The organism is Pseudomonas sp. KBN10P06128 (genome assembly GCF_037574945.1).
Classification (GTDB): Bacteria; Pseudomonadota; Gammaproteobacteria; order Pseudomonadales; family Pseudomonadaceae; genus Pseudomonas; species Pseudomonas aeruginosa.
The window spans coordinates 4,526,869-4,547,534 of record NZ_JBBELR010000001.1; the positions used below are offsets into that span (position 1 = coordinate 4,526,869).

Genomic DNA, 20,666 nt, shown 5'->3' on the forward strand with positions numbered 1-20,666 from the left:
GCTTGTGGACGTGATCGCGGTGTTATATCACAGGCCCGACACGGAGACCCCAGATGCCCGATAGCGCCCTGCCCCCCTGCTCCATCCTTCTCCTGGCGGGAGGCCGCGGCCAGCGCATGGGCGGTCGCGACAAGGGCCTGATCGAGTGGCAGGGCCTGCCCCTGATCGCCCACCTGCATCGCCTGGTGCGCCCGCTCACCGATGACCTGATCGTCTCCTGCAACCGCAACCAGGAACGCTATGCGGCCTATGCCGACCGCCTGGTGAGCGACGACAGCCGAGACTTCCCCGGCCCGCTCGCCGGCATCCGCGCCGGCCTGGCGGTGGCCCGGCATCCCTGGCTGCTGGTGCTGCCCTGCGACGCGCCGCGCATCGACCGCGCCTTGCTGGAAACCCTGCTGCAGGCCGCCGGCCGCACACCGGCGCGCCCCTGGATGCTGCGCTGCGGCGGCCAGTGGGAACCGCTGTTCAGCCTGATCCCGACGCACCTGGCCGAAGAGATAGAACACGCCTGGCGCCAGGGCGACCGTAGCCCACGCCACGTCCTGTTGCCGCTTGGCGCGGAGGCCATCGAGCTGGCCGCGGGCGATCCGCGGCTGGCCAACCTGAACACCCCCGAGCTGTTGGCTAATCACCGCGAACTGAAGTAAAACGGAAGGGACGTCGAGTCGAATTTTCTCGAAGGTGGGGGAACACTCGTTTTTAGGGGGGAACTCTTCCTAGAACTCGTCTGTCAGAAACTCGTAACTTCAAAGTCTGACCGCACAGGAGAACTGCGCAATGATCAAGCGGATGCTACCCGCCCTCCTCCTCGCCGTAGGCCTCGGCGCCCTCGCGGGTTGTTCCAGCCCTACCGTGATCACCCTCAACGACGGACGTGAAATCCAGGCCGTAGACACCCCTTCCTATGACGAGGATTCCGGCTTCTACGAGTTCGAACAGCTCGACGGCAAGCGCGCCCGCGTGAACAAGGACCAGGTCCGCACCGTCAAGGAACTCTGATACCGTCGCGTAACAGGTTTTCCTGAAGACCCCGTCGACTCGAACGAGCGACGGGGTCTTTGCTTTTCCGCCCAGGGAAACCGGGGCTCGAAAAAAAGTTCATCTAACCCCTTGTGTACCAAAACTTTTTCTGTAGAATGCGCCCCAACAAAACGGAGCGTAGCGCAGCTTGGTAGCGCGTCTCGTTCGGGACGAGAAGGTCGCTGGTTCGAATCCAGTCGCTCCGACCATATCCCGAAAAACCCGCCTCAACGGCGGGTTTTTTATTGCCTGCGATTCGGTCTTTCTCACAGGGTACGCAGGTAGGCCACCAGGTCGCCCTTCTCTTCCGCGGACAGCTTGCGCTCCAGCACCAGGTTGAAGAACTCCACCGTGTCCTCCAGGGTCAGCAGGCGGTCGTCGTGCAGGTACGGCGGCGAATCCTTGATCCCGCGCAACGGGAAGGTCTTGATCGGCCCGTCGGCGGACGCCATCACGCCATTGACCAGTTTCGGATCGTAGAAGCGCTCCACCTTCAGGTTGTGCATCAGGTTGTCGGTGAAGTAAGGCGGCGCATGGCACCCGGCGCAGGCCGCCTTGCCGTAGAACAGCTTTTCGCCACGCAATTCCTGCTCGCTGGCCTTGCGCGGATCGAGCCGCCCCTCCACATCCAGCTTCGGTGCCGGGGGGAAGTCCAGCAGCGCCTGGAACTCACCCATGAAATGCACCTGACTGCCACGCTCGAGCACGTTCACCCCCTTCTTGGTGGCGATTACCGGATCGCCGTCGAAGTAGGCGGCACGCTGCTCGAACTCGGTGAAGTCCTCGACGGTCTTCAGCGCCCTCTGCGAGCCGAACAGCCGCTGGATGTTCACCCCGCGCAGCGTCGGCGTGTCGATGCGGTGGCGGAACGGTTGCGGGCGCACATCGCCGGCCAGGTGGGTAGCGGCATTGGTGTGGCCGTTCGCATGGCAGTCGAAGCAGGCCACGCCGCGGCTCGGATGCTCGCTACGGCGATCGTCGGTGAGGTTGAACTGCTGCTGCGGAAAGGCCGTTAGCAGCAGGCGCAGCCCTTCCAGTTGCTTGGGATTGAGAATCCCGTTGAACAGCTCGAAATAGTTGTCGATGGTCACCAGCTTGCCCTTGGACACATCGCCCAGGTCAGGCCGGGTGGTAAGGAACATCGGTGCCGGGAATTCCGGCAGGAAGTGGTCCGGCAGGTCGTAGTCGAGGTCGAAACGGGTCAGGTCGCGGCTTTCCTGGCGCTTGATCTCGTCGATGAGGAACTTGGGAAAGACCATCCCGCCTTCGGCATGGTTGGGGTGTGGCAGCGGCAGGAAGCCACCGGGGAACAGCCCCTGCTTGCGGATTTCCTCGGGGCTCAGCCTGGCCAGCTCCTCCCAGCTGGTGCCGGCCGGCAGCTTCACCCGGCCCCCTTCCTGCAGCGGCTTGCCGCGCGTCATGCTGGCACCCTTGGCCGGCCTGTCGCTGAGATCGTAACGCTGCTCGAGAAGCGTCTTGTGGGCCTGCTCGATCGACGGCTTGTTCGCCGTCATGCGCTTCATGATGGTGGCGAAGTCCTCGTTGATCACCACCGGCGAATAGCTGGAAGTCTTGCTTGGCTGCTCATCCCCCGCGACCACGGCGGATTGCAGCCCCAGGGCGAGCGGCATGACCCAGAGGGCATGGCGCGTCCAGGCGGGCGTTTTCATCAGGCGTCCTCTTTCGTTATGAGGAAACGCCGAGCCTCGTCGTCCCGACCCCACACCCCGGCGGTCCGCGACAGCGGACCGAACGACCTGCGACGCGTCCTGCGCCACGCGGGTTCCCGGCTGTTTCCAGTCAGTCCTGAAGGGAACTCAGGGTTTATCCATCGCCCTTAGGCCTAGCCGAACGCAGCCTGCCGAGCCAATAGGCTCAGGCTATGAAAACCATTGAGAAACGCCTATGCATCGCTTCGCCAGCATCGCCGAAGCCAGGCACCGCGCGGCATGGGGGAAGGAAGCGGAACGCAGTCCGGTTTGCGCATAGCGCGCGGGGTTACCAGCGGTGCCGCGCTTAGCGCGAATGAATAGGCATCAGCGGCTGAGGAAGGCTGCGACCTGCTCGGCCTCGAACGGCCAGTTCAGCTCGGCGCCATTGTCGCAGCGGCGCAGCACCGGGATCCGCAGGCCATAGCGCTCGACCCAGGCTTCGTCGTCGGCGATGTCCACCAGTTCGACCAGCAGGCCATGTTCGACGAAGGGCATCAGCACCGCCTCCGCGACTTCGCAGAGGTGGCAACCGAGGGTTCCGAAGAGTTGGCATTCCGGGGGCATCGAAAGGACCTGTGCAGTGTTTCGCGGCGATGGTAGCACCCGCGCTCAGATGCCAGCGACCTGCAACAGACTTTCGGCCGCCTGCCGGGCCTCGCGGGCCTGGTCCGCCGGCCCGTGGATGTGCGCCATCACCAGGGCGCCCTCCATCAGGTATTGCAACTGCCGCGCAAGCAGTGCCGCCGAACGCACGCCCAGGCGCTCCAGCTGGCGCTGGAAGTAGGCTTCGACGAAGGCCTTTTGCTCGGCCGCCTGGCAGTGGATCGGATGCGAGCGCTCATGGAACTCGGCGGCGGCATGGATGAAGGCACAGCCACGGAACGCCTCGTCCTGGAGAAACTCCTGCAGACCATCGAACACCGCCAGGATCGCCGCGCGCGGCTGCAACCGTGCCTCGGCTTCGAGCATGCGTTCGGCGGTGCGCTGCCGACGCACCTCCAGGGCGGCCATGATCAGTTCGTCCTTCGAGCGAAAGTGTTTGTACAGCGTCATCTTCGCCACGCCGGATTCGGCCAGGATGCGGTCGATGCCGGTGGCGTGGTAACCCTCGCGATAGAACAGGTCGACGGCGGTGCTGAGCAGTTGCTCGCGTTTGCGGGATGTCATGGAAAGCCTCCTGAGCGGCCCATTATGCGCGACCCTGCCGCCCCCTTGAACCGCTCTGCGTCGCTCCCCGGACGAATACCGACGGAAAAAGGCGAACGCGTGCCTTGAAATATACAGACCTGTCTGTCTAATATCCAGACACCAATACCCGCCTGGAACCCTCAGATGAAACTCCATGACCTGGATCTCTCCGGCAACGCCTACAAGGTCCGCCTGTTCCTCTCCCTCATCGGCCGCGAGGCGACGCTGCGGCCGGTCGATTTCCTCAACCGCGAGCACAAGACCCAAGCCTTCCTCCGCATGAATCCCCGCGGGCAGATCCCGGTGCTGGAAGACGGCGAGCTGCAACTGGGCGACTCCCATGCCATCCTCGTCTATCTGGCGCGACGCCATGCCGATCCCGTGTGGTATCCGCTCGACCCCGTCAGCCAGGGCCGAATCGCCTACTGGCTCAGCTATTCGGCCAACGAGGTGCAGAACGGTCCGGCCAGCGCCCGGCTGATCGCCCGCTTCGACCTGCCGCTGGATCGCGAGCAGACCCACCAGCGAGGCCTGGAAGTGCTGCGCCTGGTCGAGCGGCACCTGGCCGAGCATCGCTGGCTGGCCCAGGGCGAACAGCCGAGCATCGCCGACGTGGCCCTCTACCCCTACCTGGCCCTGGCCCCCGAGGGCGGCCTGGCGCTGGACCACTACCCGGCGCTGAACGCCTGGATCGCCCGCATCCGCGCGCTGCCCGGCTACATCCCGATGCCCGGCCTGTAGCTCGACAGGAGGCAGCATGAGCCAGGAACAGAGCCCCTTCCACGCCGGCGAACTGGCGATCCAGGAACGCGCCGGCGTTCGCGAGCAGGTCGCCGGCTTCGGCAGCCGCGCGATCCGCACCTTCATGCCGGACCAGCATCGGGAGTTCTTCGCCCTGCTACCGCTGTTGCTGGTGGGCAGCCTCGACGCCGACGGCTACCCCAGCGCCTCGGTGCTCTGGGGCCCCCCCGGCTTCGCCCGTTCGCCGGAACCGACCCGCCTGCGCATCGACAGCCTGCCGCAAGCGGACGATCCGCTGGCGGCCAATCTCGAGGCCGGCACCCGCCTCGGCATCCTCGGCCTGGAATGGCCGACCCGCCGCCGCAACCGCATGAATGGACGGGTCCTGGCGCGGGACGGAAAGGGTTTCACGGTCGGCGTCGAGCAGTCCTTCGGCAACTGTCCCAAGTACATCCAGGCGCGCAGCCATCAGCCCGTCTCCAGGATCGCAAGTCCCGCGTTGCAGGGCGAAGGACTCGATCCGCGCTGGCTGTCGCTGGTCTCGCGCAGCGCTACGCTGTTCATCGCCAGCCAGCATGCCGACCCACTCAGGGGCGGCGTCGACGTCTCCCATCGGGGCGGGCCGCCGGGTTTTCTCCGGCTCGGCGCGGATGGCCGCCTGTGGTTGCCCGACTACGCCGGCAACCGCCTGTTCAATACCCTCGGCAACCTGCTCCAGGAGCCTCGCTGCGGCCTCCTGTTCATCGATTTCGACAACGGCGACCTGCTGCACCTGCACGCCGAGGCCGAGCTGTTCTGGCCGGGTTCGCAGCCATCCATCCCCTGGCCCGCCGGCGCCGAGCGCCTGCTGGCGTTGCGCCCCGCAGGCTGGCGCTGGCGGCGCGGCCGCCTGCCGCTGGCATTCGGCGAGCCCCAGCCATCCCCTTTTCTTCCTGCCGGTGAATCTTGATGCCTTTCCTGTATCGCCTTGCCTCGTTGTTGATCGCCCTCCTCGTCCTGCCGGTGCAGGCGGCGGAAATGCGAGTCGCCCTGTTGCGCACCTCGGGAGTGGAAACCCTCGATGCGCTCACCGTCGACGGCGGCTCCTGGGTGCGCCGGGTGCCGCTCAGCCATACCGCGGTGCTGATCGAGCACCATGCCGCCACCCTGCTCTTCGACACTGGCCTGGGGCGCGACATCGACGCCCAGTTCCGCGCCGACATGCCCTGGTGGGCGGCGCCGCTGTTCGCTTACCAGAAAGTCGCCCCGGCGCGCGACCAACTGGACGCCGCCGGTATCCGCGTCGATCGCATCCTGCTGTCCCACGCACACTGGGATCACGCCTCGGGCCTGGTCGACTTCCCCGAAGTACCGGTCTGGGCACCCTACGAGGAGATCACCTTCAGCCGCATCGCCACCCCGCCGGCCGCCTTCCCCAGCCAATTCCGCCATGGCGTGCGCTGGCGACCTTACAGCTTCGATCCGCAGCCGTTCATGGGCTTCGACGAAAGCCTCGACCTGTTTGGCGACGGCCGCCTGGTGCTGGTCCCCCTGCCCGGCCATACGCCCGGCTCGGTCGGTCTGTTCGTCACCCTCGACAGCGGGCGCCGGCTGTTCTTCAGCGGCGACACCAGTTGGCGACTCGAAGGCGTCGAAGGCCCACGGCAGAAGTTCTTCGCCGGCCGCGCCCTGGTCGATCGCGATCCCGCGCGCACCCTCGCGCAACTGGCGAAGATCCGCCTGCTCCTCCGCAGCGACCCGCGCCTGAGCGTGATTCCGGCGCACGATGCGCGGGTCCAGGCCGCCCTGGGCTACTTCCCGCACTGGCTGGAATAGCGGGAAAGCCCGTCCTAGACAGGGTTCGTGCCAATTCGCGGCCACCCTCGACTAATGTCTAACAGTGGCCGTCTTCCTGTAGTGCTTAAGTAACCGGGCTGTCACAGGCCGACGTGGCGTCACGCCGCCGCCATCGGCCTGCCCCAAGCGCTCGAGGAGACAATAACAATGAGCATGACCCCGATCGCCCGTGCCGTGGCTTTTGCCGCGCTGGGTTCCAGCATTACCGTCCCAACCCTGGCCCATGCCGAGTTCATCAAGGACAGCAAGGCCAGCATCGAACTCCGCAACTTCTACTTCAACCGTGATTTCCGCCAGGAAGGCGCCAGCCAGTCCAAGGCCGAGGAATGGGCCCAGGGCTTCCTCCTGCGCTACGAGTCCGGCTACACCGAGGGCACCATCGGTTTCGGCGTCGACGCCATCGGCCTGCTCGGGGTGAAGCTCGACTCCAGCCCCGACCGCAGCGGCACCGGCCTGCTCAAGCGCGACCGCGAGACCGGCCGCGCCCAGGACGACTATGGCGAGGCAGGGATCACCGCCAAGCTGCGGGCGTCGAAGAGCACCCTGAAGATCGGCACCCTGACCCCCAAGCTGCCGGTGATCATGCCCAACGACAGCCGCCTGCTGCCACAGACCTTCCAGGGCGGCGCGCTGAACTCCATGGAGATCGACGGCCTGACCCTCGACGCCGGGCGCCTGAAGAAGGTCAACCAGCGCGACTCCTCGGACAACGAGGACATGACCATCACCGGTGGCGGCAAGCGCAACATCGTGGTCCGTTCCGGGCTGACTTCGGACAAGTTCGACTTCGCCGGCGGCAGCTACAAGTGGACCGACAACCTCAGCACCAGCTACCACTACGGCAAGCTCGACAACTTCTACAAGCAGCATTACCTCGGCCTGGTGCACACCCTGCCGATCGCCGACAAGCAGTCGCTGAAATCCGACATCCGCTGGGCGCGCTCCACCGACGACGGCTCCAGCAACGTCGACAACAAGGCGCTCAACGCCATGTTCACCTACAGCCTCGGCTACCACGCCTTCGGCGTCGGCTACCAGAAGATGAGCGGCGACACCGGCTTCGCCTACATCAACGGCGCCGACCCCTACCTGGTGAACTTCATCCAGATCGGCGACTTCGCCAACAAGGACGAGAAATCCTGGCAGGCGCGCTACGACTACAACTTCGCCGGCGTCGGCATTCCCGGCCTGACCTTCATGACCCGCTACGTCAAGGGCGACAACATCGACCTGCTGACCACCTCGGGCGAAGGCAAGGAATGGGAACGCGACATGGACATCGCCTACGTGTTCCAGAGCGGCCCGTTGAAGAACCTCGGGGTGAAGTGGCGCAACGCGACCATGCGCACCAACTACACCAACGACTACGACGAAAATCGCCTGATCGTCAGCTACACGCTGCCGCTCTGGTAACGGCAGGCCCCGCGGATAGCCGCGCTACGGCCATCCGCCCCTCCCCAGAGCCCCGCGGCGGAACGAAGAGGCCACCCTTGGGTGGCCTCTTTCATGGCGGGATGCCTCGCTCGCAGCGTGCAGGACGGATAGCGCCTGGGGCGTTATCCGCCGATACCCCACCGGACCAAGGAAGTCCGCCCCCTCATTCGTGGCTGATCGCGCCGATCTTGTGGATCGACAGGTCCGCGCCGTAGTACTCCTCCTCCTGGCTCAAGCGGATGCCCAGCAGCGCCTTCATCAGCCCATAGACCAACAGGCCGCCGGCGAAAGCCACCGTCACCCCCAGCAGGCTGCCGAGCGCCTGGCTGGCCAGGCTCACCCCGCCGAGCCCACCCAATGCCTGCTGGCCAAAGATGCCGCAGGCAATCCCGCCCCAGACCCCGCAAAGACCGTGCAACGGCCAGACACCGAGGACGTCGTCGATCTTCCAGCGCACCTGGGTCGCGGTGAACGCCCAGACGAACAGGGCCCCCGCCACCAGGCCGGTAGCCAGCGCGCCGATCGGATGCATCAGGTCGGAACCGGCGCACACCGCCACCAACCCGGCCAGCGGACCGTTGTGCAGGAAACCCGGGTCGTTGCGGCCGATCAGCAGCGACGCCATGGTGCCGCCAACCATCGCCAGCAAGGAGTTGACCGCCACCAGCCCGCTGACCCCAGCGAGGGTCTGGGCGCTCATCACGTTGAAGCCGAACCAGCCGATGATCAGGATCCACGACCCCAGTGCCAGGAACGGGATGCTCGACGGCGCCATCGCCACCAGCTTGCCGTCGCGATAGCGGCCGTTGCGGCTGCCCAGCAATAGCACCGCCGCCAATGCCAGCCAGCCGCCCAGCGCATGCACCACCACGGAGCCGGCGAAATCGTGGAAAGGTGCGCCGAACTCCAACTTCAGCCATTCCTGCAAGCCGAAATTGCCGTTCCACACCAAGCCTTCGAAGAACGGGTACACGAAGGCCACGATCAGCGCCGTGGCGCACAACTGCGGGCCGAACCGGGCACGCTCGGCGATGCCGCCGGAGATGATCGCCGGGATTGCCGCGGCGAAGGTCAGCAGGAAGAAGAACTTCACCAGCGCATAGCCACTGTCCACGGTCAGCGCCGCTGCCGGGTGGAAGAAGGTCACGCCGTAGGCGATCCAGTAGCCGACGAAGAAATAGGCCAGCGCCGAGATGGCGAAGTCGGACAGGATCTTCGACAAGGCGTTGACCTGGTTCTTCAGGCGCACGGTGCCCACCTCAAGGAAGGCGAAGCCGGCGTGCATCGCCAGCACCATCACCGCTCCGAGCAGGATGAACAGGGTATTGGAGCCGTGGATCAGGACTTGCACCGCACTATTCAGGTTATCCATGGATTGAGGCAGCCTTCGCGCGTAGTAGAGAAAGCACCAGAAACGCCCACGCCCACCCTTCAACGCACCATGACGAAGCAGTAGTCGTCGTGCGAACCGCCGCTTTTCTTCGGCGGACGTTTCGCAAGGTGCTTGAGCCAGCATGGAAAGCTCCCGGACTTTCCTTGATTTTCATTGGGTTGGACGTTCATCCCGAAGTACCCTCCGGGAGCGCCTGGCGCCCTCGCAAGGGGCATTCCGGCCGACGTACGCACCAGGGAATTGCAAGCGCCATACCAGTTCGCGCCCCGTTGCGAGGCAGCCGGATGGGCGTCATCTCGCCGCAGCCGCGCCGACAGGCACGCTGTGGCAGTCTTTAATGAAAGGAGCGCCGGGAGCGACCGGCAACGCGCGGAAATTACCCATCGGTTGAACCTTCCGCCCCGCGCTCGGCTCGAAAAAAACACACCCCATGACCAGAGGAGCTCGTCATGCCCCGCAAGACCACTGCAAACGCTGCAAAGGATGAACTGTTGGCTGAATTCCAGGCACTGGTCGCCGATACCGAGAAACTCCTGCAAAGCACCGCCGACGTGGCGGGCGACCAGGCGGAAGAAATCCGCGGCAAGATCCACGACAGCCTCAAGCGCGCTCGCGACACCTTGCGCGACACCAAGGACTCGCTGAAGGACAACGTCCGCGAACGCAGCCAGGCCGCGGTGGACGCCACCGAGGTGTACGTCGGCGAACACCCCTGGCAGAGCATCGGCATCGCCGCCGGCGTCGGCTTCCTGCTTGGCCTGTTGGTCAGCCGGCGCTGAGCCATGAGCGAAGGAAAGGACCCGGCGGACGGCCGCCCCTCCCTGCGGCGCTTCGGCGCCGCCTTCCTCGGCCTGTTGCACGGTCACGTCGAGCTGTTCGGCATCGAGCTGCAGGAACAGAAGGCCAACACCCTGCGCCTGCTGCTGTTCGCCGGGCTGGCCCTGGTATTCGCCCTGCTCCTGCTGGTCGGCCTGTCGCTGCTGGTGCTGATCGTGTTCTGGGACACCAACCGGCTCGCAGCGGCGCTCGGGTTGTGCCTGTTCTACGTGATCGGCTCGCTGTTCTGCGGCTGGCGCCTGTACCAGTCGATCAACGACGAAAGCTCGCCGTTCAGCGCTACCCTGGAAGAACTGGCCAACGACCGCGAGCGACTGCTGCCATGACAAGGAAACGCGCATGAGCCAACTACCGGTGAACGCGGCCGGACTGTCGCGTCGCGAATTGCGCAAGGCGGTGATCCGCCTGCGCCTGGAAATGCAGCGCCAGCAATTGCGCCGCGAAAGCCAACTGCTGGTGCAACCCTTCCGCCAGGCCCAGGGGCTGGGCCACAACCTCAGCCAGCAACTGTTCGGCGGTGGCAATGCGGCGCTCTGGGGCGCCGGCGGAGCCGCACTGCTGAGCGTACTGCTTGGCAAGGGCGGACGCTGGCAGCGTCTGCTGCGCCTGGGCGTCGCCCTGGCCCCGCTGTTGCTCGGCCTGCGCAAGCAGAAAGGCCGTTGAAGGATGCGCCGACCGGCAGCGGTCGGCGCCCTCCGTTTCCCCCAACGCGAGGATTGAGCTTGCCGAGGCAAACCGTTAGCGTGTCCGCATCGCCTCAGCGCATCCCTGGAATTCCCGATGGACTGGCAGACCCTGCTCACCCGCGAACGGCTCGGAAAGCCGGTACACAGCAACGATGAACTGGGCCGCAGCGCCTTCCACAAGGACCATGACCGGATCATCTTCTCCGGCGCGTTTCGCCGCCTCGGACGCAAGACCCAGGTCCATCCGGTCTCCAGCAACGATCACATCCACACCCGCCTGACCCACTCCCTGGAAGTCGCCTGCGTCGGCCGCTCGCTGGGCATGCGGGTCGGCGAGATCCTCCGCGAGGAACTACCCGAGTGGTGCGACCCCAGCGACCTCGGGGTCATCGTCCAGTCGGCCTGCCTGGCCCACGACATCGGCAACCCACCGTTCGGGCACTCCGGCGAAGACGCGATCCGCAACTGGTTCCAGCAAGCCGCCGGACGTGGCTGGCTGGACGAAATGAGCGACGCCGAGCGTTCCGACTTTCTCCACTTCGAAGGCAACGCCCAGGGCTTCCGGGTCCTCACCCAACTGGAATACCACCAGTTCGACGGCGGCACGCGGTTGACCTACGCCACCCTGGGTACCTACCTGAAGTACCCCTGGACCTCGCGCCACGCCGAAGCGCTGGGCTACAAGAAGCACAAGTTCGGCTGCTACCAGAGCGAACTGCCGCTGCTCGAGCAGATCACCCATAAGCTCGGCATGCCGCAACTCGACGACGAGCGCTGGGCTCGCCATCCACTGGTCTACCTGATGGAAGCGGCGGACGACATCTGCTACGGCCTGATCGACCTCGAAGACGGCCTGGAAATGGAGCTGCTCGAATACAGCGAGGTCGAGGCGCTGTTGCTCGGCCTGGTCGGCGACGACCTGCCCGACACCTATCGCCAACTCGGCCCCAGGGACTCCCGCCGGCGTAAACTGGCGATCCTCCGCGGCAAGGCCATCGAGCACCTGACCAATGCCGCCGCCCGTGCCTTCGTCGACCAGCAGCAGGCCCTGCTCGCCGGGCAGCTTGCCGGCGACCTGGTGGAACACATGCACGGCCCGGCCAAGCTCTGCGTGCAGCGGGCCAAGGCCATCGCCCGGGAAAAGATCTTCCAGGACAAGCGCAAGACCCTCCACGAGATCGGCGCCTACACCACTCTGGAGATCCTCCTCAACGCCTTCTGTGGCGCCGCGCTGGAGCAATACGGCGGGCATACGCCGTCGTTCAAGAACCGGCGCATCCTCGACCTGCTCGGACGCAACGCGCCCGACCCGCAGTGGCCGTTGTACCGCGCCTTCCTCCAGGTGATCGATTTCATCGCCGGCATGACCGACAGCTACGCCACGGAAATGGCCCGGGAAATGACCGGACGCTCGAGCCCCTCCTGAACGGAAGGGCTCATACCGCAGCGGCCGCCAACTGCTCCTGGAGTTCCTCCTGCAACGCCTCCAGGGCCAGCCGGAGTCTTTCGCCAGGCGCCTGCAGGCACTCCCCGTCGCCACCTCGCCGGCAGGCGTCCTCCAGGGCCTCGCAGGCCTCCAGCAGGGTACGCGCCCCGATCATCCGCGCGGCGCCCTTGATGCGGTGGGCATGCTCGGCGAGCCTGGCCCTGTCGCCCTCGCGCAGGAGGATGGCAAGGCGCTGGAGGTCCTGACGGTTGCTGCCTAGCAGGGTCTCCAGCAGTTCGCGCAGCCGTTCCGGGCGGCCGCCGCCGAGGCTGCTGAGAGCGTCCGCGTCATAGAGCCCCCGGGGCTGCGCGGCGTCGCGGCCGAAAGAGGTCGCGAGGTAGTTGCGCAGGGTCTCCAGGCCGAGCGGCTTGAACAGGCAATCATCCATGCCCGCGTCGCGGCAGCGCTGTACCTCGTCCGGCTCGGCGTCGGCGGTATAGCCGAGGATCAGGATCGGCGCGCGCCGCTCGCACCGTTCCTGGATGCGTATCCTGCGTGCCAGCTGATAGCCGTTCAGGCGCGGCATGTTGCAGTCGCTGATCAGCACCTCGAAGCGCTCGTCGGCCCAGAGCTCCAGCGCCACCTGGCCATCCTCCGCTTCCGCCACCCGGTGGCCGAGAAACTCCAGTTGCTGGCGCAGCAGTACCCGGTTGGGCGGATAGTCGTCGGCGATGAGGATATGCAGGCGGCGAGACGGCTCCATGGATGCTGCCAACGGGTCCTGGCCGGATTCAGGCATTTTCGGCCCGCACTGGCGCAAGAGCAGGTCGAGCGACACCCGGGTGCCTTTGCCCGGCTCGCTGTGCATCTCGACATCGCCGCCCATGAGGTCCACCAACTTCCGACAGATCGCCAGCCCAAGGCCGGTCCCGCCCTGCACCGTGCGTCCCTTGGCCACCTGGATGAAAGGCTGGAACAGGCGCGCCTGGTCCGCCGGAGCGATACCGATACCGGAATCCTCCACGCCCACCCGGACGATCGCCCTCCCCTCGTCCAGGCTCCTTTCCTGGAGACGGATCGTCACCTGTCCCCGCTCGGTGAACTTGATCGCATTGCTCACCAGGTTGGAGAGCACCTGCTTGAAGCGCAGGGGATCGATCAGCACGTCCCGTCCCGGGGCATCGTCCAGCTCCACAACGAGCCTCAGGCCCTTCTGCCGGGCCAGGCCTTCGAACATGCGGCGCACCGACTCCACGACATGGCGCAGGCGAACCCGCTCGGGCGTGAGGGTCAGGTGGCCGGACTCGATCTTGGCGACGTCGAGGATGTCGCCGATGAGCAGTTGCAGCGACCCCGCAGCCTCGTAGGCGACCTCCAGCGAGGCGCGTTCGCGCTGCTCCGGCGCCAGGCGCTGCAGGACCAGTTCGAGGATGCCGATGACCGCATTCATCGGCGTACGGATCTCGTGGCTCATGGTCGCCAGGAAGACGCTCTTCGCCCGATTCGCCTCGTCCGCCTGGCGCATCGCCTCGCGCAACTGGCGGGCCAGGCGCTCCCGTTCGGTGATGTCGATCCAGCCGTTCATCAGGCCGAGCACCCGGCCCTGGCGATCCCTGTAGGGCGTGACCCAATGGTGGATCTCCAGCAATTGCCCGCCGATGCGCACCGCCATGTCGGTAAAGCTCGCCGTTCCTCCCCGAGCCACCGCCAGGCACTGCTGGTGCATGAGCCGTGCCTTGCTGCCCTCGACCCAGTCGGAATCGGTCAACAGGGTGCCGCGGGCCTGCTCACGGGTCATCCGCAGGCTTTCCAGGTAATTGCGGTTGCAGGCCAGCAGGCGACCGTCGAGCGTGCGGATGCTCACCGGGTAGGGAATCCCGTCGACCAGCGCCTGCTTCAATGCCAGGCGGCCGCTCAGGTCGGCTTCGGTACGTTGCCAACGCCTGAGCCTGAGCTGCAGGACGGTATTCCAGCCCAGGCATCCGACGCAGACCAGGCAGGCCACCAGCAGGCCGAGCACCAGGCTGGAAGGGGACGGCGAGCGCAGCCCGTCGGCAGCCTGGTGTAGCGGCGCTTCGACGACCGCATCGGCGCCCTCCGGGCAATCCGGAGCGGGAATCCGGAGCAGGGAAGCATATTCGCCAGCCGTCGCCCTCGCCGGAACGGCATATCCCGCCATGCAGGCGAATATGAGAAGCAGGCCGAGCATGCACGCACTGCGTTTCTGGAACTTCATTCGGTTCCGGCCCTTAGATAAGCGTATTGCGTTTGGCGAACTCGATGAGATCCACCAGCGAGCCGGCGTTCAACTTCAACAACAAGCGCGCCTTGTAAGTGCTGACGGTCTTGTTGCTGATAAACATCTGCTCGGATATCTGCTTGTTCGAATAACCCTGGCTGAGGTATTGCAATACCGATACTTCGCGATCGGACAGGCGTCCGAGCAATTCCACATCGTCGGAATAGGCGCCCTGTTGCACAGGACGCATGGCCGAGCTGGGAAAGTAACTGTATCCCGAGGCGACCGCATTCACCGCCGTCACCAGTTCGGCCAGTCCGCCCTGCTTGCAGACGAACCCGGCGGCGCCCGCCTGCATGCTGCGCAGGGCGAAGAGCGAGGCGCTCTGGCCGGTCAGGACGAGGATCTTCAGGGGCAACGCCAGCACCATCAGGCGGCTGATGACCTCGAGGCCGTCCAGCCTGGGAATGCCGATATCGAGGATGACCAGGTCCGGCTTCAGCTCCCGCCCGAGGCTGATGGCATCCACGCCATTATCGGTATCGCCGACGATCTGGTGCCCTTCGGCTTCCAGCAACATCTTCATGGCCATGCGAATCACGGGATGATCGTCGACTATCAGGATACGGCTCATTGTCTGATTTCCTTGCCAATAAAAATTCAGAAAAAATTCTCCTGAGCAAGATATAGACGGGAGCCATATTGTCGAGATATTCGATGGCAACTCATATACTTTAAGGAATATTCTCACGGAAACTTAATTTATTTCTTACGGCGAATTCAAAACCTCGTATATTGCCAAGCAATTGGCCTGGTTATCTGCATGAAAAACACCCGCATATATACGCGCTCTCCCGGCTCGTTATCTGCCAGAGCGAGTTGAATAGTTCGTCAGGGACTTCGGAGTATTGCTATCCGCATGTACGGCCACAAGCCGCCGACATGCCTTCGGCAGGGCAAAGGGAAGCACGAGGGGCGCAGGGCCAGATAGCGCCGGAGCAGGATTGAAAGGGAGGGAAAACGCGACCGCCATCCTCGGGCGGGATGGCGGCGCTATCGCTTAGAGCTTCGGCAGGACAGGCTGTTCCGGGTACCAGGCGTCGACCAACGCGCCGACCTCGACGCTGGCCAGTTCCGGTTGCTGCTTCAACCAGGCCTCGATCAGGGCCCGCTGCTCTTCATTGACCGAGCCACGGCGCGCCAGGCAGACGAAACCGAATTCGTCGCAGCCGCCATAGGTCAGTTCGTTGGCTTCGATCGCCTGATCGATGAAGCGCAACATGAAAGCGTTCACCGCATCGGCATCCACGCCTTCCTTGTAGTGGAAGTTCAATTCGAAACCCAGCTCCTGGAATTCATCGACGCACAATTTCTTGCGCAGGCGGCGGGAACGATTAGTAGCCATGGCGGCATCTCCTGGATTGACGCTCCATTGGCGGAGCCTCGCATTACAGACAGTAGCCGACGCCGCTGGAGCCGCGGGCGAACCCCGGCAAGCTCCGCGCGGCGCGGCCGGATTGCCGGCGCACTCTACCAGTTCCGACCATTCGGCGATATGACGGCGAACTCCGCGAAACTCCAGCGCATCGTTATCCGCCTTGCGGCATAATGAGCAAGACGGCCTCTTCGCGTGATGCCCGTCTCTTTTTTCAGGTTCGCTTCGTTTTTCATCTTCATTTCATTTTCTACCCTCCGTCTTCAAGGGTTCTTCATTAATGTTCAAGTCGCTGCGTACTCTTGCCTTCGCCACGCTCCTGCCTTTCGCCCTTCCCACCCTCGCCCAGGTCAACGCCACCCTGCCGGCCAACGTGCAGAAAGCCCTGCAGACCAACAAGCTGACCGGCAACGATCTGTCGCTGGTGCTGATTCCGCTCGACGGCCCGGGCAACCCCACCTACTACAACGCCGACGTATCGGTGAACCCGGCCTCGACCATGAAGCTGTTCACCACCTATGCCGCCCTGGAAATGCTCGGCCCGACCTACCAGTGGAAGACCGAGTTCTACACCGACGGCCAGCTCAAGAACGGAGTGCTCAACGGCAACCTCTACCTCAAGGGCGGCGGCGATCCGAAACTGAACATGGAGAAGCTCTGGCTGCTGATGCGCGACCTGCGCGCCAATGGCGTGACCAAGGTCACCGGTGACCTGGTACTCGACCGCAGCTACTTCAATATCCCGCAGTTGCCGGTATTCAACGACGACGGCGGCGACGACACCAAGCCGTTCCTGGTCGGTCCGGACTCGCTGCTGGTCAACCTGAAGAGCGTGCGCATGGTGGTGCGCACCGACGGCAACAAGGTCAACGTGCAGATGGACCCGCCGCTGGCCAACGTACGCATCGACAACCAGGTGAAGATGACCGCGCCGGCCACCTGCCCGGCCTGGCCGAAGCTGCGCTTCAGCCCGGTGACCCAGTTCGACGGCACCACCCTGCTGGCCACCGGACAGATTCCCCAGGGCTGTAGCGCGCAGACCTACATGTCGCTGCTCGACCACCCCGGCTACACCGCCGGCGCGGTGCGCGGCATCTGGCAGGAACTGGGCGGCAGCATCCTCGGCAAGGACCGCCAGGGCAGCGTACCGCGCAACGCCACGCTGATCGCCAAGGCCTTCTCGCCAGACCTGGTCGAGATCATCCGCGACATCAACAAATACAGTAACAACACCATGGCCCGGCAGTTGTTCCTCTCCATCGGCGCGCAGTTCCGCAACAGCGCCGACGGCGACGACGCCCAGGCCGCGCAGCGGGTGGTGCGGCAGTGGCTGGCGCGCAAGGGCATCACCGCGCCGCGCCTGGTGATGGAGAACGGCTCGGGACTGTCGCGCCAGGAACGGGTCAGCGCCCGTGAGATGGCGGCGATGCTGCAAGCCGCCTGGCACAGCCCCTATGCAGCGGAGTACATCTCCTCGCTGCCGCTGGCGGGCCTCGACGGCACCATGCGCAAACGCCTGCGGCGCACCGCACTGGTCGGCGAGGCGCACGTGAAGACCGGCACCCTCAACACCGTGCGCGCCCTCGCCGGCTTCAGCCGCGACGCCAGCGGCCACAACTGGGTGGTGGTGGCGATCCTCAACAGCCCGCGGCCGTGGGGCGCTTCGGCGATCCTCGACCAGGTACTGCTGAGCCTGCACGCGCGGAAATAAGGCGCAGTACGAAAAAAGGCCGCCAGCGGTTGCCCGCCGGCGGCCTTTTGCATGAATACCGCTCGCCTCAGCGAACGGTGATTCTCCAGGCCCGATGGATCTTCGGATTACGCGCGAAATCCGGATCGAGGGTTTCGCCAGTGATCTCTTCGACCGCATAGCGGGCCTGCACGCTCTCGTCCAGTTCGAACTTGCGGAAGTTGTTGGAGAAATACAGCACTCCGCCCGGCGCCAGCCGCGCCATGGCCAGGTCGAGCAGTTCGACGTGGTCGCGCTGCACGTCGAATACGCCTTCCATGCGCTTGGAGTTGGAGAAGGTCGGCGGGTCGATGAAGATCAGTTCGTACTGGCCATCGTCTTCCCGCAACCACTCCATCACGTCGCCGTGCACCAGGCGCTGCTTGTCGGAAAAGCCGTTGAGCGACAGGTTGCGCCGCGCCCAGTCCAGGTAGGTCTTCGACAGGTCGACGCTGGTGGTGCTGCGCGCGCCGCCCCTGGCCGCATGCACGGTGGCCGTGGCGGTATAGCAGAACAGGTTGAGGAAGCGCTTGCCGGCCGCCTCCTTCTGGATGCGCAGGCGCATCGGCCGGTGATCGAGGAACAGCCCGGTATCCAGGTAATCGGTCAGGTTCACCAGCAGGCGCACATCGCCCTCGCCCACCTCGTGGAACTTGCCCTCGCTGCTCTGCCGTTCGTACTGCTTCTTGCCGGCCTGGCGCTCGCGGCGCTTGACCACCACCCGCTCCTGGGCAACGCCCAGGGTCTGCGGAATCGCCGCCAGGGCGTCGAACAGGCGCGCCTGGGCTTTTGCCGGATCGATCGACTTGGGCGCGGCGTACTCCTGGACGTGAACCCAATCGCCGTAGATATCCACCGCCAGGGCATACTCCGGCATGTCGGCGTCATACAGGCGATAGCACTCGATCTTGTCGCGGCGCGCCCATTTGCCCAGTTGCCGGAGGTTCTTCTGCAGGCGATTGGCGAACATCTGCCCGCCCTCGCTCAGCCGTGCCGGCTCGCTCGGCGCCCGCGCCAGGCCTTCGTCGTTGCGTTCGCCACGCTCGCCGGTGACGAACTGGCGCGGCTCGACCTGGAACATCAGCAGCTTGCAGGCCAGCGCGCCGTTCCAGAACGCGTATTGCTTATGGCTGCGGATACCCATGCGCTTGCCCAGTTCCGGCGCCCCGGTGAACACCCCGGCGCTCCAGCCGATGCAGCTCTGGCGCAGGCGCTCGCCGAGGTTCTGGTAGAGATACAGCAGGCTGGCTTCGTCGCCGAGGCGCTCGCCATAGGGCGGGTTGCAGATCACCAGGCCGGTCTGGCCCTTGTCCGGGCGCGGCTCGAAAGTCGCCAGTTCGCCCTGGTAGATCTTCACCCAGTCGGCCACTCCGGCACGCTCGATATTGTTGCGCGCCGGCTGGATCAGGCGCGGGTCGGCCTCGTAGCCGCGAATCCACAACGGCGGCCTGGCCAGGCCGGCCGCCGCGCGCTGCTGGGCTTCCTCGTGGAGCTTGCGCCACAGCGCCGGCACGTGCCCCAGCCAATTGCTGAAGCCCCAGCGCTCGCGCTTGAGGTTCGGCGCGATATCGGCAGCCATCAGCGCCGCCTCGACCAGGAAGGTGCCGACGCCACACATCGGGTCGGCCAGGGCACCGCCCTCGGCGGCGATCTTCGGCCAGCCGGCACGGATCAACACCGCCGCCGCCAGGTTCTCCTTCAGCGGCGCGGCGCCCTGCTGCAGACGATAGCCGCGCTGGTGCAGGCTATGCCCGGAGAGGTCCAGGGAAAGGGTCGCCTGGCCGCGGTCGAGGTGCAGGTGGACGCGCACGTCCGGATTGACCTTGTCCACCGACGGACGTCGGCCGGAGCGCTCGCGCAGGTTGTCGACGATCGCATCCTTGACCTTCAGCGCCCCGAAATGGGTGTTGTCGATGCCCGAGCCCTTGCCGCTGAACTCCACCGCCAGCGTGCCGCCGGCGTCCAGGTGGTCTTCCCAGTTCACCGCGTGGACCGCCATGTACATGGACTCGGCGTTCTCCACCGGGAATCGCGCCAACACCAGCAAGACCCGGTTGGCCAGGCGCGACCACAGGCAGAGGCGATAGGCCACCTCCAGGCTGCCCTGTCCGCGCACCGCCGACACCTGGGCGCGCGCCTCGTCCAGGCCGAGCCCCTGCGCCTCTTCGAGGAGCAGGCTTTCCAGGCCTTTCGGGCAGGTCAGAAACAATTCGTAAACATCAGCCATATCGCCTTCCCGGGCCGTAGCCCTTGTCAGTGGAAGCACCCTCATGGGCACTTCTTTGGCACCAGGTGCCGTGGTTCGATTGCCGGAACGCTCCCGGCGTTGCTCGCTGCGACCCCGAGTCGCAGTCTGGGCGACCCTTCGTCGGAATGCGAGGAAATCTCAATTGGTGGGGGTGCAAATCGTTATAAGGCGCAACCCCGCGACCCTGCGGCGTTAGCGCCGGAAACCAGGCGTCATGAGCCTGCAACATATGGCCCTATCGACGAAAGCGTTAAGTCTTTATGACAAATCGGTCATTCACACGCCTGAACGCTTTGGTTAGAACTCCAGTTAATCCGCCACCGCAACGGTGTCGGGCGAGGGTCGTCACGCCGGCAACGACCCCTTTCGGCGAAAGCTTCGCCAGGCCTCCCCTGGGGGCCAACGGGACATAACAGTCAACAAGTGAGGGCAACACCCTATGAGAAGACTTAAGCGTGATCCGTTGGAAAGAGCCTTCTTGCGTGGTTATCAGAACGGCATAACCGGTAAATCTCGTGATCTTTGTCCGTTCACCCATCCTACGACGCGGCAGTCCTGGCTCAACGGCTGGCGCGAGGGCCGTGGCGACAACTGGGACGGCCTCACTGGCACGGCCGGCTTACAACGTCTCAATCAACTCCAGCACGTGTAAGCGACAACACGGATAGCACCGATTTCCCCAAGGCACGCCCCATCCGGGCGGCGGGCGCAAGCCCAAGGGCTCCGCAAGGAGCCCTTT

The 20,666-nt window shown here is 65.1% G+C and carries 20 protein-coding genes and 1 tRNA gene; 13 read left to right on the forward strand and 8 right to left on the reverse strand.

Translation table 11 applies throughout. The annotated features are described in order from the left end of the window. Positions 1 to 53: 53 nt before the first annotated feature. The 3 genes from mobA (at position 54) to VQ065_RS21185 (ending at position 1,232) form a co-directional block, all read left to right on the forward strand. Positions 54 to 650 carry a molybdenum cofactor guanylyltransferase MobA gene (mobA, locus tag VQ065_RS21175; RefSeq protein WP_003109495.1) on the forward strand — a complete coding sequence of 199 codons (597 nt, stop codon included), beginning with the start codon at positions 54 to 56 and terminating at the stop codon, positions 648 to 650. Between the two features lie 130 nt (positions 651 to 780). Beyond that, positions 781 to 1,002, forward strand: a complete 222-nt coding sequence (locus tag VQ065_RS21180) for a YgdI/YgdR family lipoprotein (RefSeq protein ID WP_003091247.1) — start codon at positions 781 to 783, stop codon at positions 1,000 to 1,002. 153 nt (positions 1,003 to 1,155) lie between these two features. Further along, positions 1,156 to 1,232, forward strand: a tRNA-Pro gene (locus tag VQ065_RS21185). Positions 1,233 to 1,289: 57 nt separating this feature from the next. Here the strand turns inward: VQ065_RS21185 and VQ065_RS21190 are convergent. The 3 genes from VQ065_RS21190 to VQ065_RS21200 form a co-directional block, all read right to left on the reverse strand. Next, complete coding sequence (locus tag VQ065_RS21190) at positions 1,290 to 2,693, reverse strand: hypothetical protein (protein ID WP_003091248.1); 1,404 nt, start codon at positions 2,691 to 2,693, stop codon at positions 1,290 to 1,292. Between the two features lie 366 nt (positions 2,694 to 3,059). Next, positions 3,060 to 3,299: a glutaredoxin family protein gene (locus tag VQ065_RS21195; RefSeq protein WP_003109620.1), complete on the reverse strand. Its 240-nt coding sequence runs from the start codon at positions 3,297 to 3,299 to the stop codon at positions 3,060 to 3,062. A 45-nt stretch (positions 3,300 to 3,344) separates the two neighbouring features. Further along, a complete protein-coding gene (locus VQ065_RS21200) occupies positions 3,345 to 3,902 on the reverse strand; it encodes a TetR/AcrR family transcriptional regulator (protein WP_003091250.1) in 558 nt (185 codons plus the stop codon). Between the two features lie 165 nt (positions 3,903 to 4,067). On the opposite strand from VQ065_RS21200, the gene VQ065_RS21205 reads away from it, so the two are divergent. From VQ065_RS21205 to opdQ, 4 genes are all read left to right on the forward strand, one after another. Then, positions 4,068 to 4,664, forward strand: coding sequence for a glutathione S-transferase family protein (locus VQ065_RS21205; protein ID WP_003091251.1), 597 nt, complete (start codon positions 4,068 to 4,070; stop codon positions 4,662 to 4,664). Between the two features lie 16 nt (positions 4,665 to 4,680). Then, on the forward strand, positions 4,681 to 5,613 hold the full coding sequence (locus tag VQ065_RS21210) for a pyridoxamine 5'-phosphate oxidase family protein (RefSeq protein ID WP_003091252.1): 933 nt from the start codon (positions 4,681 to 4,683) through the stop codon (positions 5,611 to 5,613). Next, the gene (locus VQ065_RS21215; RefSeq protein WP_003091254.1) at positions 5,613 to 6,479 is read left to right on the forward strand and encodes an MBL fold metallo-hydrolase; all 867 of its coding nucleotides are present in this window, start codon (positions 5,613 to 5,615) and stop codon (positions 6,477 to 6,479) included. The genes VQ065_RS21210 and VQ065_RS21215 overlap by 1 nt, the downstream gene beginning before the upstream one ends. Positions 6,480 to 6,647: 168 nt before the next feature. Further along, positions 6,648 to 7,913: a porin OpdQ gene (opdQ, locus tag VQ065_RS21220; RefSeq protein WP_003091257.1), complete on the forward strand. Its 1,266-nt coding sequence runs from the start codon at positions 6,648 to 6,650 to the stop codon at positions 7,911 to 7,913. A gap of 184 nt (positions 7,914 to 8,097) precedes the next feature. On the opposite strand, the gene VQ065_RS21225 is transcribed toward opdQ, so the two are convergent. Continuing rightward, positions 8,098 to 9,306, reverse strand: a complete 1,209-nt coding sequence (locus VQ065_RS21225; RefSeq protein WP_003091258.1) for an ammonium transporter — start codon at positions 9,304 to 9,306, stop codon at positions 8,098 to 8,100. A 470-nt stretch (positions 9,307 to 9,776) separates the two neighbouring features. Between VQ065_RS21225 and VQ065_RS21230 the strand changes: the two genes are divergently transcribed. The 4 genes from VQ065_RS21230 (at position 9,777) to VQ065_RS21245 (ending at position 12,276) form a co-directional block, all read left to right on the forward strand. Then, positions 9,777 to 10,106 carry a DUF883 family protein gene (locus VQ065_RS21230; RefSeq protein WP_003091262.1) on the forward strand — a complete coding sequence of 110 codons (330 nt, stop codon included), beginning with the start codon at positions 9,777 to 9,779 and terminating at the stop codon, positions 10,104 to 10,106. Between the two features lie 3 nt (positions 10,107 to 10,109). Further along, positions 10,110 to 10,490 (forward strand): phage holin family protein, encoded by a 381-nt coding sequence (locus VQ065_RS21235; protein ID WP_003091263.1) that lies wholly within the window; start codon positions 10,110 to 10,112, stop codon positions 10,488 to 10,490. Between the two features lie 13 nt (positions 10,491 to 10,503). Then, positions 10,504 to 10,827, forward strand: coding sequence for a hypothetical protein (locus tag VQ065_RS21240; protein WP_003091264.1), 324 nt, complete (start codon positions 10,504 to 10,506; stop codon positions 10,825 to 10,827). A 117-nt stretch (positions 10,828 to 10,944) separates the two neighbouring features. Then, positions 10,945 to 12,276, forward strand: a complete 1,332-nt coding sequence (locus VQ065_RS21245; RefSeq protein ID WP_003091265.1) for a deoxyguanosinetriphosphate triphosphohydrolase — start codon at positions 10,945 to 10,947, stop codon at positions 12,274 to 12,276. Between the two features lie 10 nt (positions 12,277 to 12,286). Here VQ065_RS21245 and VQ065_RS21250 read toward each other — a convergent pair whose 3' ends face one another. From VQ065_RS21250 to VQ065_RS21260, 3 genes are all read right to left on the reverse strand, one after another. Then, positions 12,287 to 14,512 (reverse strand): ATP-binding protein, encoded by a 2,226-nt coding sequence (locus VQ065_RS21250; protein WP_003091266.1) that lies wholly within the window; start codon positions 14,510 to 14,512, stop codon positions 12,287 to 12,289. Between the two features lie 13 nt (positions 14,513 to 14,525). Next, positions 14,526 to 15,149 carry a response regulator transcription factor gene (locus VQ065_RS21255; protein WP_003091268.1) on the reverse strand — a complete coding sequence of 208 codons (624 nt, stop codon included), beginning with the start codon at positions 15,147 to 15,149 and terminating at the stop codon, positions 14,526 to 14,528. A 426-nt stretch (positions 15,150 to 15,575) separates the two neighbouring features. Next, a complete protein-coding gene (locus VQ065_RS21260; RefSeq protein ID WP_003091271.1) occupies positions 15,576 to 15,920 on the reverse strand; it encodes a YggL 50S ribosome-binding family protein in 345 nt (114 codons plus the stop codon). Between the two features lie 310 nt (positions 15,921 to 16,230). Between VQ065_RS21260 and dacB the strand changes: the two genes are divergently transcribed. Next, positions 16,231 to 17,661, forward strand: a complete 1,431-nt coding sequence (dacB, locus tag VQ065_RS21265) for a D-alanyl-D-alanine carboxypeptidase/D-alanyl-D-alanine endopeptidase (protein ID WP_003091272.1) — start codon at positions 16,231 to 16,233, stop codon at positions 17,659 to 17,661. 67 nt (positions 17,662 to 17,728) lie between these two features. Here the strand turns inward: dacB and rlmKL are convergent, their stop codons facing one another. Then, positions 17,729 to 19,906 (reverse strand): bifunctional 23S rRNA (guanine(2069)-N(7))-methyltransferase RlmK/23S rRNA (guanine(2445)-N(2))-methyltransferase RlmL, encoded by a 2,178-nt coding sequence (gene rlmKL, locus VQ065_RS21270; RefSeq protein WP_003091273.1) that lies wholly within the window; start codon positions 19,904 to 19,906, stop codon positions 17,729 to 17,731. Between the two features lie 460 nt (positions 19,907 to 20,366). Here rlmKL and rmf point away from each other — a divergent pair, with 460 nt between their 5' ends. Continuing rightward, the gene (gene rmf / locus VQ065_RS21275) at positions 20,367 to 20,579 is read left to right on the forward strand and encodes a ribosome modulation factor (RefSeq protein ID WP_003103238.1); all 213 of its coding nucleotides are present in this window, start codon (positions 20,367 to 20,369) and stop codon (positions 20,577 to 20,579) included. The last annotated feature ends 87 nt before the right edge of the window (positions 20,580 to 20,666 follow it).

Excerpts from the sequence above, each read along its gene's own strand:
- VQ065_RS21245 (WP_003091265.1), top strand. The coding sequence starts at position 10,945 with ATGGACTGGCAGACCCTGCTCACCCGCGAACGGCTCGGAAAGCCGGTA.
- VQ065_RS21255 (WP_003091268.1), bottom strand. The coding sequence starts at position 15,149 with ATGAGCCGTATCCTGATAGTCGACGATCATCCCGTGATTCGCATGGCC.
- VQ065_RS21240 (WP_003091264.1), top strand. The coding sequence starts at position 10,504 with ATGAGCCAACTACCGGTGAACGCGGCCGGACTGTCGCGTCGCGAATTG.
- rlmKL (WP_003091273.1), bottom strand. The coding sequence starts at position 19,906 with ATGGCTGATGTTTACGAATTGTTTCTGACCTGCCCGAAAGGCCTGGAA.
- VQ065_RS21215 (WP_003091254.1), top strand. The coding sequence starts at position 5,613 with ATGCCTTTCCTGTATCGCCTTGCCTCGTTGTTGATCGCCCTCCTCGTC.
- rmf (WP_003103238.1), top strand. The coding sequence starts at position 20,367 with ATGAGAAGACTTAAGCGTGATCCGTTGGAAAGAGCCTTCTTGCGTGGT.
- VQ065_RS21200 (WP_003091250.1), bottom strand. The coding sequence starts at position 3,902 with ATGACATCCCGCAAACGCGAGCAACTGCTCAGCACCGCCGTCGACCTG.
- VQ065_RS21180 (WP_003091247.1), top strand. The coding sequence starts at position 781 with ATGATCAAGCGGATGCTACCCGCCCTCCTCCTCGCCGTAGGCCTCGGC.
- VQ065_RS21235 (WP_003091263.1), top strand. The coding sequence starts at position 10,110 with ATGAGCGAAGGAAAGGACCCGGCGGACGGCCGCCCCTCCCTGCGGCGC.
- VQ065_RS21190 (WP_003091248.1), bottom strand. The coding sequence starts at position 2,693 with ATGAAAACGCCCGCCTGGACGCGCCATGCCCTCTGGGTCATGCCGCTC.
- VQ065_RS21260 (WP_003091271.1), bottom strand. The coding sequence starts at position 15,920 with ATGGCTACTAATCGTTCCCGCCGCCTGCGCAAGAAATTGTGCGTCGAT.
- VQ065_RS21205 (WP_003091251.1), top strand. The coding sequence starts at position 4,068 with ATGAAACTCCATGACCTGGATCTCTCCGGCAACGCCTACAAGGTCCGC.
- VQ065_RS21225 (WP_003091258.1), bottom strand. The coding sequence starts at position 9,306 with ATGGATAACCTGAATAGTGCGGTGCAAGTCCTGATCCACGGCTCCAAT.
- mobA (WP_003109495.1), top strand. The coding sequence starts at position 54 with ATGCCCGATAGCGCCCTGCCCCCCTGCTCCATCCTTCTCCTGGCGGGA.
- VQ065_RS21230 (WP_003091262.1), top strand. The coding sequence starts at position 9,777 with ATGCCCCGCAAGACCACTGCAAACGCTGCAAAGGATGAACTGTTGGCT.
- dacB (WP_003091272.1), top strand. The coding sequence starts at position 16,231 with ATGTTCAAGTCGCTGCGTACTCTTGCCTTCGCCACGCTCCTGCCTTTC.
- VQ065_RS21195 (WP_003109620.1), bottom strand. The coding sequence starts at position 3,299 with ATGCCCCCGGAATGCCAACTCTTCGGAACCCTCGGTTGCCACCTCTGC.
- opdQ (WP_003091257.1), top strand. The coding sequence starts at position 6,648 with ATGAGCATGACCCCGATCGCCCGTGCCGTGGCTTTTGCCGCGCTGGGT.
- VQ065_RS21210 (WP_003091252.1), top strand. The coding sequence starts at position 4,681 with ATGAGCCAGGAACAGAGCCCCTTCCACGCCGGCGAACTGGCGATCCAG.
- VQ065_RS21250 (WP_003091266.1), bottom strand. The coding sequence starts at position 14,512 with ATGAAGTTCCAGAAACGCAGTGCGTGCATGCTCGGCCTGCTTCTCATA.